Annotated in this window: 12 protein-coding genes and 1 pseudogene; 8 read left to right on the forward strand and 5 right to left on the reverse strand. The window is 67.0% G+C overall.

Annotated features, from left to right (window positions below):
- Positions 1 to 62: 62 nt before the first annotated feature.
- The gene (locus ACFU5O_RS17035; protein WP_384240924.1) at positions 63 to 1,559 is read left to right on the forward strand and encodes a glycosyltransferase family 87 protein; all 1,497 of its coding nucleotides are present in this window, start codon (positions 63 to 65) and stop codon (positions 1,557 to 1,559) included.
- 44 nt (positions 1,560 to 1,603) lie between these two features.
- Here the strand turns inward: ACFU5O_RS17035 and ACFU5O_RS17040 are convergent, their stop codons facing one another.
- The 3 genes from ACFU5O_RS17040 to ACFU5O_RS17050 form a co-directional block, all read right to left on the reverse strand.
- Entirely contained in the window at positions 1,604 to 2,635 is a 1,032-nt protein-coding gene (locus tag ACFU5O_RS17040; RefSeq protein ID WP_384240926.1) for an alanine racemase, read from the reverse strand.
- A gap of 65 nt (positions 2,636 to 2,700) precedes the next feature.
- Positions 2,701 to 3,819: a lipid II:glycine glycyltransferase FemX gene (locus ACFU5O_RS17045; RefSeq protein WP_384240928.1), complete on the reverse strand. Its 1,119-nt coding sequence runs from the start codon at positions 3,817 to 3,819 to the stop codon at positions 2,701 to 2,703.
- A gap of 106 nt (positions 3,820 to 3,925) precedes the next feature.
- Positions 3,926 to 4,240 (reverse strand): hypothetical protein, encoded by a 315-nt coding sequence (locus ACFU5O_RS17050; protein WP_384240931.1) that lies wholly within the window; start codon positions 4,238 to 4,240, stop codon positions 3,926 to 3,928.
- A gap of 282 nt (positions 4,241 to 4,522) precedes the next feature.
- Between ACFU5O_RS17050 and rpsF the strand changes: the two genes are divergently transcribed.
- The 4 genes from rpsF (at position 4,523) to rplI (ending at position 6,247) form a co-directional block, all read left to right on the forward strand.
- Positions 4,523 to 4,813, forward strand: a complete 291-nt coding sequence (gene rpsF / locus ACFU5O_RS17055) for a 30S ribosomal protein S6 (protein ID WP_004950685.1) — start codon at positions 4,523 to 4,525, stop codon at positions 4,811 to 4,813.
- Between the two features lie 73 nt (positions 4,814 to 4,886).
- A complete protein-coding gene (locus tag ACFU5O_RS17060) occupies positions 4,887 to 5,474 on the forward strand; it encodes a single-stranded DNA-binding protein (protein ID WP_384240933.1) in 588 nt (195 codons plus the stop codon).
- A 71-nt stretch (positions 5,475 to 5,545) separates the two neighbouring features.
- On the forward strand, positions 5,546 to 5,782 hold the full coding sequence (gene rpsR / locus ACFU5O_RS17065; protein ID WP_003956534.1) for a 30S ribosomal protein S18: 237 nt from the start codon (positions 5,546 to 5,548) through the stop codon (positions 5,780 to 5,782).
- An 18-nt stretch (positions 5,783 to 5,800) separates the two neighbouring features.
- Positions 5,801 to 6,247, forward strand: a complete 447-nt coding sequence (rplI, locus tag ACFU5O_RS17070; RefSeq protein WP_384240936.1) for a 50S ribosomal protein L9 — start codon at positions 5,801 to 5,803, stop codon at positions 6,245 to 6,247.
- A gap of 123 nt (positions 6,248 to 6,370) precedes the next feature.
- Here the strand turns inward: rplI and ACFU5O_RS17075 are convergent, their stop codons facing one another.
- Positions 6,371 to 7,708: an MATE family efflux transporter gene (locus ACFU5O_RS17075; RefSeq protein WP_384240938.1), complete on the reverse strand. Its 1,338-nt coding sequence runs from the start codon at positions 7,706 to 7,708 to the stop codon at positions 6,371 to 6,373.
- A 424-nt stretch (positions 7,709 to 8,132) separates the two neighbouring features.
- Here ACFU5O_RS17075 and dnaB point away from each other — a divergent pair, with 424 nt between their 5' ends.
- From dnaB to ACFU5O_RS17090, 3 genes are all read left to right on the forward strand, one after another.
- Positions 8,133 to 9,620, forward strand: coding sequence for a replicative DNA helicase (dnaB, locus tag ACFU5O_RS17080; protein ID WP_384240941.1), 1,488 nt, complete (start codon positions 8,133 to 8,135; stop codon positions 9,618 to 9,620).
- Positions 9,621 to 9,944: 324 nt separating this feature from the next.
- On the forward strand, positions 9,945 to 10,778 hold the full coding sequence (locus ACFU5O_RS17085) for a PIG-L family deacetylase (protein ID WP_384240942.1): 834 nt from the start codon (positions 9,945 to 9,947) through the stop codon (positions 10,776 to 10,778).
- 80 nt (positions 10,779 to 10,858) lie between these two features.
- Complete coding sequence (locus tag ACFU5O_RS17090; RefSeq protein ID WP_384240943.1) at positions 10,859 to 12,241, forward strand: serine hydrolase domain-containing protein; 1,383 nt, start codon at positions 10,859 to 10,861, stop codon at positions 12,239 to 12,241.
- A 71-nt stretch (positions 12,242 to 12,312) separates the two neighbouring features.
- Here the strand turns inward: ACFU5O_RS17090 and ACFU5O_RS17095 are convergent.
- Positions 12,313 to 12,695 (reverse strand): annotated as a pseudogene (locus ACFU5O_RS17095) (DNA glycosylase AlkZ-like family protein); the annotation flags it as partial.
- Positions 12,696 to 12,755 lie beyond the last annotated feature (60 nt).

Below are 12,755 nucleotides of genomic sequence, written 5' to 3' on the forward strand. Positions count from 1 at the left end.
CCTCGCTCTCGTTGTCCACAGGTACGAACGCGGCGACAGCGGCGTGCGGCAGGATGTGACCTATGCCGACCCCAGAGAAGACGAGCGTGCACCAGGAACAGCCGGTGGTGCGTCCCACACAGCGGGACGAGGTCGCGGCGGCCGGCAGCGAACTGATCGGTGGCCCCCTGGGCCGCTTCGCGCGCCTGGGCAGCAGTTGGTTCACGCCCGTACGGGTCATCGCGCTGGTCGCGATCGGGATGTTCGCGCTGGGTATGGTGCAGAAAATCCCCTGCTACAACTGGGCGTGGTTCCGGGGAGCGAGCTCGCAGTACACGCACGCCTGCTACTCGGACATCCCGCACCTGTTCGTCGGGCGCGGCTTCTCCGAAGGTCTCATTCCGTACTTCGACCGGCTCCAGGGCGACATGGAGTTTCTCGAGTACCCGGTTCTCACCGGCCTGTTCATGCAGGTGGCTGCCTGGCTGACGCTGCCCTTCGACGGGTCGGTCCAGTACCGCGAGCAGATGTACTGGCTGGTCAACGCAGGGATGCTGCTCGTCTGCGCCGCGGTCATCGCGGTCTGTGTCAGCCGCACCCACCGCCGTCGTCCGTGGGACGGGCTGCTTGTCGCCCTCGCTCCCGCGTTCGCGCTCACGGCCACCATCAACTGGGATCTCTTCGCGGTGGCGCTCACGGCCGCGGCCGTGCTGATGTGGTCACGCGAAAGGCCGCTGGCGTTCGGCGTTCTCATCGGGCTCGCCACAGCCGCCAAGTTCTATCCGGCGCTGTTGCTCTGGCCCTTGCTGTTCCTGTGCCTGCGGGCCGGCAAGTACCGGGCGTACGGTGCGGCCGTACTGGGCGCGGCGAGCGCCTGGCTGGTCGTGAACCTGCCGGTGATGCTCCTCGCACCCGAGGGGTGGAAGAAGTTCTACAGCTTCAGCCAGGAGCGACAGGTCGACTTCGGTTCACTCTGGCTGATCATCACCCAGCGCACGGGCGTTCAGCTGGAGGTCGAAGCGGTCAATACCTACGGAACGCTGCTGATGATCCTGGCGTTGGCGGGCGTCGCGGCCCTGGCCCTGACCGCCCCGCGTCGGCCACGCTTCGCCCAACTCGCCTTCCTGCTCGTCGCGGCGTTCATTCTCACCAACAAGGTCTACTCGCCGCAGTACGTGCTGTGGCTGATCCCCTTGGCGGCGCTGGCCAGACCACGCTGGCGGGACTTCCTGATCTGGCAGGCCTGCGAGGTCACGTACTACCTGGGGATCTGGATGTACCTCGCGTACACGACCAGCGGCGACAAGCACCAGGGGTTGCCGACGGAGGGTTATCAGCTGGCGATCGCCGTGCATCTGCTGGGAACGCTCTACCTGTGTGCGCTGGTCGTACGGGACATCCTGATGCCGGAGCGCGACGTCGTACGCCAGGACGGGTCCGACGACCCCTCAGGAGGGGTGCTGGACAGGGCTCCGGACGTGTTCGCGCTCGGTCGGGCGGCGCATCCGGCGCGGCACGCGGCGCATGTGGTCGAGGGACCACGGGTGGAATGGGGCACCCGGGGGTCCACCGCGGGCTGACCGGCCCTTTGGTCCCCGGGCACCGCTGGGTCTCGGGAAAGCGCCTATCGGTCGACGAGACGGTCGAACTGCGTGGTCGTGTGGCGCAGATGGGCGACCAGCTCGTCGCCGACCTTCGGCTCCTGCGAGTCCGCGGGGACGAACAGGATCGAGACCTGCATGTGCGGCGGCTCGGCGAACCAGCGCTGCTTGCCGGCCCAGACGAACGGCGACAGATTGCGGTTGACGGTGGCCAGGCCTGCGCGTGCGACGCCCTTGGCGCGTGGCATGACACCGTGCAAGGCCTTCGGAGCCTCCAGACCGACGCCGTGGGAGGTGCCGCCGGCGACGACCACCAGCCAGCCGTCCGACGCGGCCTTCTGCTGGCGGTAGCCGAAACGGTCGCCCTTGGCGACCCGGGTGACGTCGAGGACGGAGCCGCGGTACTCGGTCGCGTCATGGTCGCCGAGCCACAGCCGGGTGCCGATCCTGGCGCGGAACCGGGTCTGCGGGAACTGCTGCTGCAGACGCGCCAGTTCCTCGGCGCGCAGATGGCTGACAAACATGGTGTGCAGGGGCAGCCGGGCGGCCCTGAGCCGGTCCATCCAGCCGATGACCTCCTCGACCGCGTCCGAGCCGTCCGTCCGGTCCAGCGGCAGGTGAAGCGCGAAGCCCTCGAGGCGTACGTCCTCGATGGCGGCGTGCAACTGGCCCAGGTCCTGCTCGGAGACGCCGTGGCGCTTCATGGAGCTCATGCACTCGATGACGACGCGTGCCCCGACCAGTGCGTGCACGCCGTCGACCGATGACACGGAGCGGATGACGCGGTCCGGCAGCGGAACCGGCTCCTCGCCGCGCCGGAACGGCGTGAGGACGAGGAGGTCGCCGCTGAACCAGTCCTTGATCCGGGCCGCCTCGTAGGTCGTGCCGACGGCAAGCATGTCGGAGCCGAAGCGGGTCGTTTCCTCCGCGAGCCGCTCATGGCCGAAGCCGTATCCGTTGCCCTTGCAGACCGGGACGAGGCCCGGGAACTGGTCGATCACGGACTTCTGGTGCGCCCGCCAGCGCGCGGTGTCGACGTAGAGGGAGAGCGCCATGGCCGGGACCGGAACCTTTCTGGTGGCAGCGGTGTGTCAGAGATATGAGCGAGGGTACGAAATGATCAGCGACGCGACATGTAGATGTCGAGCGCCTTGTGCAGCAGCTTGTTGAGCGGGAAGTCCCACTCGCCGATGTACTCCACGGCTTCGCCGCCGGTGCCGACCTTGAACTGGATCAGCCCGAAGAGGTGGTCGGTCTCGTCGAGCGAGTCGCTGATGCCGCGCAGGTCATAGACCGTCGCACCCATGGCGTAGGCATCGCGCAGCATGCGCCACTGCATCGCGTTCGAGGGCCGGACCTCGCGGCCGATGTTGTCGGACGCGCCGTAGGAGTACCAGACATGGCCCCCGACGACGAGCATCGTCGCCGCCGACAGGTTCACCCCGTCGTGTCGCGCGAAGTACAGGCGCATACGGTTCGGGTCCTCGTTGTTCAGCACCGTCCACATGCGCTGGAAGTACGAGAGCGGGCGGGGCCGGAAGCGGTCGCGTACGGCAGTGATCTCGTACAGCCGCTGCCACTCGGCGAGGTCGTCGTAGCCGCCCTGGACCACCTCGACGCCGGCCTTCTCGGCCTTCTTGATGTTGCGCCGCCAGAGCTGGTTGAAGCCCTTGAGCACGTCGTCGAGCGACCGGTTGGCCAGCGGCACCTGGTAGACGTAGCGGGGCTGGACGTCACCGAAGCCGGCGCCACCGTCCTCACCCTGCTGCCAGCCCATCTTGCGAAGCCGGTCCGCGACCTCGAAGGCGCGCGGCTCGATGTGGGTCGCCTCCACGTCGCGGAGCCGCTTGACGTCCGGGTCCTGGATTCCGGCCTTGATGGCAGGGGCGTCCCAGCGGCGGATGACGACCGGCGGGCCCATCTTCACGGAGAAGGCGCCCTGGTTCCTGAGGTGGGCGAGCATCGGCTGCAGCCAGTCGTCCAGGTTCGGGGCGTACCAGTTGATGACCGGGCCCTCGGGGAGATACGCGAGATACCGCTTGATCTTGGGCAGCTGGCGGTAGAGGACGAGCCCCACTCCGACGAGCTCACCGCTCTTGTCGAACCAGCCAAGGTTCTCGGAGCGCCACTCCGTCTTGACGTCCGCCCACGCCGGAACCTGGCAGTGACTCGCCGCGGGCAGACTCTGGATGTACGCCAGATGCTGCTCTCGGCTGATGGTCCTCAGGGTCAGACTCATGCGGGGCGCTCCTCGGCAGGTGTGTCCCCATGGGTACAGGGGCTCCGGCTCTCGCGCCGAAGCCTACTGCGCCCGAGGAGCGCCCCGTCTGGCCATGGGGGATCGGCTAGCCGATCAGACCGCCGAAGAGCCCGCCGTGCGCCATTCCGAGGAAGAAGCCGAACGCCGAGGCGCCGAGTCCGATGACCGTGAGAAACCGTTCACGGGTCGTGGCCGAGATGAACTGACCGTAGCCACCCGTGAGGATCCCGATCAGTCCGGACCATGAGCTGAGCAGATGAAGGCTGGAGAACTGCGCGGACACAAAGGCCACTGCGCCCAGGACCAGCGTCACCACCATCAGGGTGTCCTGAAGCGGATGAGGCTTGCCGTCCGTCGCGAAGAGGGAACTGGAGGGGTTCGGTCGCATTGCCTGTGTCATGGAGACCTCCTGGTCTTCCGGAACGCGGCGCATTGTGACGCCGGACACACTCGATGCGTACAGGGTGCGGCCGGCGGTTCCCGGATTTCAACCGGAAGCATGTGTGCGGGTACTCTGTACGGTCTGCACCGGTGTCTGCCCAGGGCCAGCATTCGGTCCCTCGTTCGTCGAGGCCGATTGTCAGTGGCGCCTGATTTACTCGTAGACATCGATGCTCACGCATCACGACCCTCCTGCCACGGAACGACCGTGGCCGCTGAGTCCAAAGGAGGTGGGTTCCACATGCGTCACTACGAGGTGATGGTCATCCTCGACCCCGATCTCGAGGAGCGCGCTGTCTCCCCGCTGATCGAGAACTTCCTCTCCGTCGTCCGTGAGGGCAACGGAAAGGTGGAGAAGGTCGACACCTGGGGCCGTCGTCGTCTCGCTTACGAGATCAAGAAGAAGCCCGAGGGCATCTACTCGGTCATCGACCTGCAGGCCGAGCCTGCGGTCGTCAAGGAGCTCGACCGCCAGATGAACCTGAACGAGTCGGTCCTCCGGACCAAGGTCCTCCGTCCCGAGACCCACTGAGCGCCTAGCTCAGAGGTCATCGGGTTCGAGTAGCAGCAAGCAGCCAGAAGCAATCCCGCCGAGAGGTTCACCCATGGCAGGCGAGACCGTCATCACGGTCGTCGGCAATCTTGTCGACGACCCCGAGCTGCGCTTCACCCCGTCCGGTGCGGCCGTCGCGAAGTTCCGCGTCGCGTCCACTCCCCGCACCTTCGATCGTCAGACCAATGAGTGGAAGGACGGCGAGAGCCTCTTCCTGACCTGCTCGGTCTGGCGTCAGGCGGCGGAGAACGTCGCCGAGTCGCTCCAGCGCGGCATGCGTGTCGTCGTGCAGGGTCGACTCAAGCAGCGGTCCTACGAGGACCGCGAGGGCGTCAAGCGCACGGTCTACGAGCTGGACGTCGAGGAAGTCGGCCCCAGTCTCAAGAACGCCACGGCCAAGGTCACCAAGACCACGGGTCGCGGCGGCCAGGGTGGCTACGGCGGCGGCCAGCAGGGCGGCGGCAACTGGAGCGGCGGTTCCAGCAGCGGTTCCAGCGGTGCCCAGCAGGGTGGCGGCGGTGCTCCCGCCGACGACCCCTGGGCCACCAGTGCGCCGGCCGGCGGTCAGCAGCAGGGTGGCGGCGGTGGCGGCTGGGGCGGAAGCTCCGGCGGCGGCTACTCGGACGAGCCCCCCTTCTAGGGACACGTCCCACCGGGACAGTCCCAGGGGCAGCTCGTACCCCCACTTCTTGATCACACAGGAGATACACCATGGCGAAGCCGCCTGTGCGCAAGCCGAAGAAGAAGGTCTGCGCATTCTGCAAGGACAAGACCGTGTACGTGGACTACAAGGACACGAACATGCTGCGGAAGTTCATTTCCGACCGCGGCAAGATCCGTGCCCGTCGCGTGACCGGCAACTGCACGCAGCATCAGCGTGACGTCGCCACGGCCGTCAAGAACAGCCGTGAGATGGCGCTGCTGCCCTACACGTCCACCGCGCGATAAGGGAAGGGTGACCGAAACATGAAGATCATCCTCACCCACGAGGTCTCTGGCCTCGGCACTGCCGGCGACGTCGTTGACGTCAAGGACGGCTACGCTCGCAACTACCTGGTCCCGCGCGGTTTTGCGATCCGCTGGACCAAGGGTGGCGAGAAGGACGTCGAGCAGATCCGTCGCGCTCGCAAGATCCACGAGATCGCGACCATCGAGCAGGCCAACGAGATCAAGGCCAAGCTCGAGGGCGTGAAGGTGCGTCTGGCTGTTCGCTCCGGCGACGCCGGCCGCCTCTTCGGCTCCGTCACCCCGGCCGACATCGCTACGGCGATCAAGTCTGCCGGTGGCCCGGACGTCGACAAGCGCCGCGTCGAGCTCGGTTCGCCGATCAAGACCCTGGGCTCGCACCAGGTGTCCGTGCGTCTGCACCCCGAGGTTGCCGCGAAGCTTGGCATCGAGGTTGTCGCCGCCTGAGCGACCGCTCGCAGAGCATGAGAGGGTCGCACCCCACTTGGGGTGCGACCCTCTCGCTGTTTCACGTGAAACCCTGAGCCGAAGTGAGTCGCCAGAAGGCAAGGCGTACGGTCCCCCAGCCGATCAGCGGGTGGCGCCTGTCACGATCCACCGACCCGAGCGGGCCCGCAGCCACAGTGTGACCATACGGACGACCATCATCAGCGCCATCGCCCACCAGAGCGCGGTCAGTCCTCCGCCGAGTGCGGGGACGAGCAGAGCGACGGGCGCGAAAACGGCCAGAGTGATCAGCATCGCCACGGCGAGATAGCGGCCGTCGCCGGCGCCCATCAGTACTCCGTCCAGGACGAAGACCACGCCTGAGACCGGCTGGGAGAGGGCCACCACCAGCAGTGCCGGAAGCAGCACGGTGCGAACTGCCGGGTCACTGGTGAACAGAGGGATGAAGAGCGGGCGGGTCACCACGATGAGTGCCCCCAGCACCAGCCCGGAGGCGATGCCCCACTGCACCATGCGACGGCATACCTGCCGTGCTCCCTCGGGGTCGTCGGCGCCCAGATAGCGACCGATGATCGCCTGGCCGGCGATGGCGATCGCATCCAGTGCGAAGGCCGTCAGGCTCCAGAGGGAGAGGATGATCTGGTGCGCGGCGATATCGGTGTCACCGAGACGAGCCGCCACGGCTGTGGCGATCATCAGCACTGCGCGCAGCGAGAGCGTGCGGACCAGCAGAGGTACGCCGGCCTGAGCGCTGGCGCGTATGCCTGCAGCATCAGGGCGGAGTGAGGCCTTATGACGCCGGGCACCGCGGACCACGACAACGAGGTAGGCGGCTGCCATTCCGCACTGGGCGAGGACGGTGCCCCAGGCCGATCCCGCGATGCCGAGGCCGGCGCCGTAGACCAGCCCGGCATTGAGGGCGGCATTGGCGGCGAAACCGGCGACGGCTACGTACAGGGGAGTACGGGTGTCCTGCAGGCCGCGCAGCACCCCCGTGGCAGCCATGACGACGAGCATCGCGGGGATACCCAGGCTCGATATTCGCAGGTACGTGATGGCGTAGGGGGCGGCGGTGTCCGAAGCTCCGAAGAGTTCGACGAGCCAGGGAGCCGCCGGAAGGATCAGCGCGATGACGGCCGCGCCCAGCAGCAGCGCGAGCCAGATGCCGTCCATGCCCTGACGGATGGCAGCTGCGAGATCGCCGGCACCCATCCGTCGCGCGACCGCGGCAGTGGTGGCGTAGGCGAGGAAGACGAAGACGCTCACTGCCGTCATCAGCAGGGCCGCGGCCACCCCCAGTCCGGCGAGCTGCGAGGTGCCGAGATGGCCGACGATGGCGCTGTCGACCATGACGAAGAGCGGCTCGGCGACCAGGGCACCGAAGGCGGGAACGGCGAGCGCGATGATCTCGCGATCATGTCGCCGTCGGCTGGTCTTCGGTATCGCGGGGGCTTGGGGCATGCCCCTTAATCTAATCTTCCACAGGTAAGAGATGCAAAGCTCAAGAGGTCCTTACGAGTGCCTGGGGTGACCCTTCTGCTGTGCGCCGTTTGTTCTGATCTTGATCCCACCGGGAAAGTTTTTCTCCCCCACAGCCGGTGGATGGAAAAGTCGCAGGTCAGACTCGGTGTGTGAGAGAGGCTATGACTTTGTCCACAGTGCTGTCCCCCGGTCCGTGCACAGGTTCCGCAGGGTTCTCCACAGCATCTGGTCGGTCGTCCACATGGCCTGTGGATAACCAGATTGGCTGACGGTGCCTGCGGGCCTAACGTGGACCGGCGCCCGACGCGCCGGAAGCGGAGTCGGGCCGTTCGTTTTGTCAGTGCCGTGCCGTAGAAAGAGTGGCACTGTGAGGTCCGCGGAGCGGACGGGAGGGAGGCGGCCGGTGAGCATTCCGGAGCCCCTGGACGATCCCTGGGCCGATATCGGTCCGGGCGACCGTCTGCCCGTTTCCCGTCCGCGACGCGGAGAGGGCCGCGGGCGTGGCCGCGAGGAGCAGCACGAGCGCGGCCGGGAGAGCGGGCCGTGGGACGACGGCGCCCCGGGCGGGTTCGAGCGGGTGCCTCCGCAGGACCTCGATGCCGAACAGTCGGTCCTCGGCGGCATGTTGCTGTCCAAGGACGCCATCGCGGACGTCGTGGAGATCATCAAGGGCCATGATTTCTACCGGCCCGCGCACGAGACCGTCTATCAGGCGATTCTCGATCTGTATGCCAAGGGCGAGCCCGCCGACCCCATCACGGTGGCCGCGGAACTGGTCAAGCGCGGCGAGATCACGCGTGTCGGCGGTGCCTCCTATCTCCACACGCTGGTCCAGTCGGTGCCGACGGCTGCCAACGCGTCGTACTACGCGGAAATCGTCCACGAACGCGCGGTGCTGCGGCGTCTCGTGGAGGCCGGCACCCGCATCACGCAGATGGGATACGCAGCGGACGGCGACGTCGACGAGATCGTGAACTCGGCTCAGGCCGAGATCTACGCCGTCACCGAGCAGCGCACCAGCGAGGACTATCTGCCGCTCGGCGACATCATGGAGGGCGCGCTCGACGAGATCGAGGCGATCGGCTCGCGCAGCGGTGAGATGACCGGTGTGCCGACCGGTTTCACCGACTTCGACTCGCTCACCAACGGACTGCACCCAGGTCAGATGATCGTCATCGCAGCCCGCCCCGCCATGGGTAAGTCCACGCTGGCGCTGGACTTCGCCCGGGCTGCCTCGATCAAGAACAACCTGCCCAGCGTCATCTTCTCCCTCGAAATGGGCCGTAACGAGATCGCGATGCGCCTGCTGTCCGCGGAGGCGCGGGTGGCACTGCACCATATGCGTTCCGGAACGATGACGGACGAGGACTGGACCCGGCTGGCACGCCGGATGCCGGATGTCTCCCAGGCCCCGCTCTACATCGACGACTCGCCGAACCTGTCGATGATGGAGATCCGAGCCAAGTGCCGCCGTCTCAAGCAGCGCAACGATTTGAAGCTGGTCGTCATCGACTATCTCCAGCTGATGCAGTCCGGTGGCTCCAAGCGCGCCGAAAGCCGTCAGCAGGAGGTCTCGGACATGTCCCGTAACCTCAAACTGCTTGCCAAGGAGCTGGAGCTCCCGGTGATCGCGCTCTCCCAGCTGAACCGTGGCCCCGAGCAGCGCACGGACAAGAAACCGATGGTCTCCGACCTGCGTGAGTCCGGCTCCATCGAGCAGGACGCGGACATGGTCATCCTGTTGCATCGTGAGGACGCGTACGAGAAGGAGTCTCCGCGCGCGGGCGAGGCGGACCTGATCGTCGCCAAGCACCGTAACGGTCCCACCGCGACCATCACGGTCGCCTTCCAGGGACACTACTCGCGCTTCGTGGACATGGCGCAGACCTGATCGGACGGCCGGTGTAGGGTCTCAAATTTCGTGTCGGAATCTCACGGCTGATGCCGGATAGAAGTCGGATCCGACGTGGCGCTGAGACATGCAGGTCGCGCCTGTACCTCGTTCGCGTTGAACGCCGACGCCTGGAAGGCCAAGCGGCCGCGCCGGGAACAGCCGGGCCGGTCGGCACGGTTGCATCGACCGAGGGACCGGCGCCGCACGGGCGGGGAACACGGAAGCCACAAGGTCGTCCCCCCACCAGGATCCGGGCCCCAAGATCGCGGTACGCCCGCCGCACACTCGGACCAAATCGTAATTCTGCAGGAGGACTGTTTCATGACTGACCGGCCCTTGACGCTCATGGCAGTACACGCCCACCCCGACGACGAAGCCACCGGAACCGGAGGGGTTCTCGCGCAGTACGCGGCGGAAGGCATCCGCACGGTTCTCGTGACGTGTACCGACGGCGGTTGCGGTGACGGACCGGGGGGTGTCAAGCCGGGCGATCCCGGGCACGATCCGGCGGCGGTCGCCTTGATACGCCGTCAAGAACTTGAGGCGAGCTGTGACGTCCTGAAGGTCAGCGATCTGGAGATGCTGGACTATGCCGACTCCGGGATGACGGGCTGGCCGAGCAACGACGCCCCCGGATCCTTCTGGCAGACCCCCGTGCAGGAAGGCGCGGCCCGACTCGCGGAACTCATGCGGCACTACCGACCTGATGTGGTCGTCACCTACGACGAGAACGGCTTCTACGGCCACCCCGACCACATCCAGGCCCACCGCATCACGATGGCGGCGCTGGAGATGACCACGCTGGCACCGAAGGTGTACTGGACCACGATGCCCCGCTCGATGATGCAGCGGTTCGGCGAGATCATGCGCGAGTTTCATGAGGACATGCCGGAGCCGGATCCTGCCGAGGCCGCCGCGATGGCCGAGATCGGCCTCCCCGACGATGAGATCACCACGTGGGTGGACACCACCGCGTTCAGCGGTCAGAAGTTCGACGCGTTGGCCGCGCACGCCAGTCAGGGCGAGAACATCTTCTTCCTCAAGATGGGCAAGGAGAGGTTCGGCGAGTTGATGGGCATGGAGACCTTCGTACGTGTCCAGGACGCCACCGGCGCGGCCATACCCGAGAACGATCTCTTCGCCGGACTGCGCTGATCCGCCGGTCCGACCGGCCGGGAAAGCGCATCGACCGCGAGTGGTTGGCCCGAAGGGCGTCGTGGCGATAGAGCTTGACCATGACCTCACCTTTTGAATCGCTTTTGCCGAGCACGGAGCGGGCTCTCCTCCATCGAATCGCCACCGCACAGTCCGAGGGTCGCGCGCCCTCCTTCGTGGGGGCGGTCGCCCGGGACGGTCGGCACATCTGGAGCGGTGCGCGCAGTTGTGTGGACGGTCATGCGCCTGATGCCGACACCCAGTACCGCATCGGCTCCATCACCAAGACGTTCACCGCCGTGTTGGTCCTGCGGCTGCGGGACGAGGGGCTGCTCGACCTCGCTGATCCACTGGAGAAGCATCTGCCCGGCACAGGGGTGGGCGAGGTGACCATTGCCCAACTCCTGGGCCACAGTGCGGGACTGGCAGCCGAAGCTCCGGCGCCCTGGTGGGAGCGTACGCCGGGCAGCCTTCGTCCCGAGCTGAGCGATGTGCTCGGCACCAGGCCGCTGGTGCATCCCGTAGGCCGTCGGCATCACTACTCCAACCCTGGCTATACGGTGCTCGGTTCGCTGATCGAGGCAGTGCGTGGAGAGTCCTGGGAGGCTGTGCTCCGCCGGGAGATCGTGGAGCCGCTCGGGCTGACCCGTACGACCACCCAGCCGCAAGCCCCGCACGCACGCGGATGGGCGGTACATCCCTGGGCTGACGTGATGATGCCCGAACCCGCAGAGGACCTTGGGCTGATGGCCCCGGCCGGTCAGCTGTGGTCGAGCGCATCCGACCTCTGCCGCTTCGCCGGCTTTCTTGCCGATGGCGATGACCGGGTGCTGGGCGCGGAATCGGTGAGGGAGATGCGCACACCGTCCGTCCCACCGGAAGCGGGGGAATGGGAGAGCGGCTACGGGCTCGGCCTTCAGGTCGTGCGGAGAGAAGGGCGCACGCTCATCGGGCACAGTGGCTCGCTGCCCGGGTTCGTCGCATGTTTCTGGGTGAGTGTCGAGGAAGGCGTCGCCGCTGTCGCGCTCGCCAATGCCACCTCGGGGCCGCTGACCGGCACAGTGGCCGCCGATCTCCCGCGGATCGTGGCCGACGCCGAGCCGCGGATCCCCGAGCCGTGGCGACCGATGCCCGAGATGGATGAGACGCTGCTTGAACTGGCTGGTCCCTGGTACTGGGGAACACTCGGCGTGGGGCTGAAACTGGTGGCCGACCGGGGTCTGGAGCTCTATCCGCTGAGAGGGAACGGCCGGGGCTCGCGCTTCCGTGCTTGTGGGGACGGAAGTTGGATCGGATTGGACGGGTACTACGCGGGGGAGACGCTGACCGTCGTGCGTCGGGCCGACGGTTCGCTCGATCACCTCGATCTGGGGTCGTTCGCGTTTACACGCGAACCGTACGACCCTGCCGCTGATGTCCCCGGAGGGGTGGACGAGGGAGGCTGGCGCGGCCTTCCGCAGTGAAGCCGTTGCAATGGGTTCTTGAGGGCGTGTTTCACGTGAAACGGGTGACCGAGCAGGCGCGGCCCTGAGTCTCAGGCCGACAGCTCCCGCTCCAGCGGGGTTCGGAATCGCGGAGTGATCCTGCTTTCGCTCACCCACATCGTCAGCCGGGAGGCCTCCGCTTCGATCGCGGCGGAGGCCTCCCGCCCCCGGTCGGACAGCAGTCTCCAAACGATCTCGCCGTCCGCCCTCTGCGCCCAGCCTCCGATGATCTCGCCGTTCCACAGACCGTAGGGCCGACGTTCCCTGCGTAGTCGAAGAGGGCGGGCCGGTGTCCGGGATCGAGATGGAAGGCCCGGTCGGCCCACGCCATGGCGCTCGGGTCGAGGCTGGGGAGCAGGGCCGCCCACGGCTCGACCGGGGGCTCCGGCTCGTCGTCGCCCGGTGCGACACAGCCCACGACACCGTCGCCGAGCCGGCGCATGGAGAGCCTGGCCGGATCGTAGGCCCGTAATGAGGACAAATTCTCTCCGCG

Source organism: Streptomyces sp. NPDC057445 (assembly GCF_042802855.1).
GTDB lineage: Bacteria > Actinomycetota > Actinomycetes > Streptomycetales > Streptomycetaceae > Streptomyces.

What these genes read in the sequence shown, in the direction of transcription:
- ACFU5O_RS17035 (WP_384240924.1), top strand. Translation starts at nt 63, where the DNA reads ATGCCGACCCCAGAGAAGACGAGCGTGCACCAGGAACAGCCGGTGGTG.
- ACFU5O_RS17040 (WP_384240926.1), bottom strand. Translation starts at nt 2,635, where the DNA reads ATGGCGCTCTCCCTCTACGTCGACACCGCGCGCTGGCGGGCGCACCAG.
- ACFU5O_RS17045 (WP_384240928.1), bottom strand. Translation starts at nt 3,819, where the DNA reads ATGAGTCTGACCCTGAGGACCATCAGCCGAGAGCAGCATCTGGCGTAC.
- ACFU5O_RS17050 (WP_384240931.1), bottom strand. Translation starts at nt 4,240, where the DNA reads ATGACACAGGCAATGCGACCGAACCCCTCCAGTTCCCTCTTCGCGACG.
- rpsF (WP_004950685.1), top strand. Translation starts at nt 4,523, where the DNA reads ATGCGTCACTACGAGGTGATGGTCATCCTCGACCCCGATCTCGAGGAG.
- ACFU5O_RS17060 (WP_384240933.1), top strand. Translation starts at nt 4,887, where the DNA reads ATGGCAGGCGAGACCGTCATCACGGTCGTCGGCAATCTTGTCGACGAC.
- rpsR (WP_003956534.1), top strand. Translation starts at nt 5,546, where the DNA reads ATGGCGAAGCCGCCTGTGCGCAAGCCGAAGAAGAAGGTCTGCGCATTC.
- rplI (WP_384240936.1), top strand. Translation starts at nt 5,801, where the DNA reads ATGAAGATCATCCTCACCCACGAGGTCTCTGGCCTCGGCACTGCCGGC.
- ACFU5O_RS17075 (WP_384240938.1), bottom strand. Translation starts at nt 7,708, where the DNA reads ATGCCCCAAGCCCCCGCGATACCGAAGACCAGCCGACGGCGACATGAT.
- ACFU5O_RS17085 (WP_384240942.1), top strand. Translation starts at nt 9,945, where the DNA reads ATGACTGACCGGCCCTTGACGCTCATGGCAGTACACGCCCACCCCGAC.
- ACFU5O_RS17090 (WP_384240943.1), top strand. Translation starts at nt 10,859, where the DNA reads ATGACCTCACCTTTTGAATCGCTTTTGCCGAGCACGGAGCGGGCTCTC.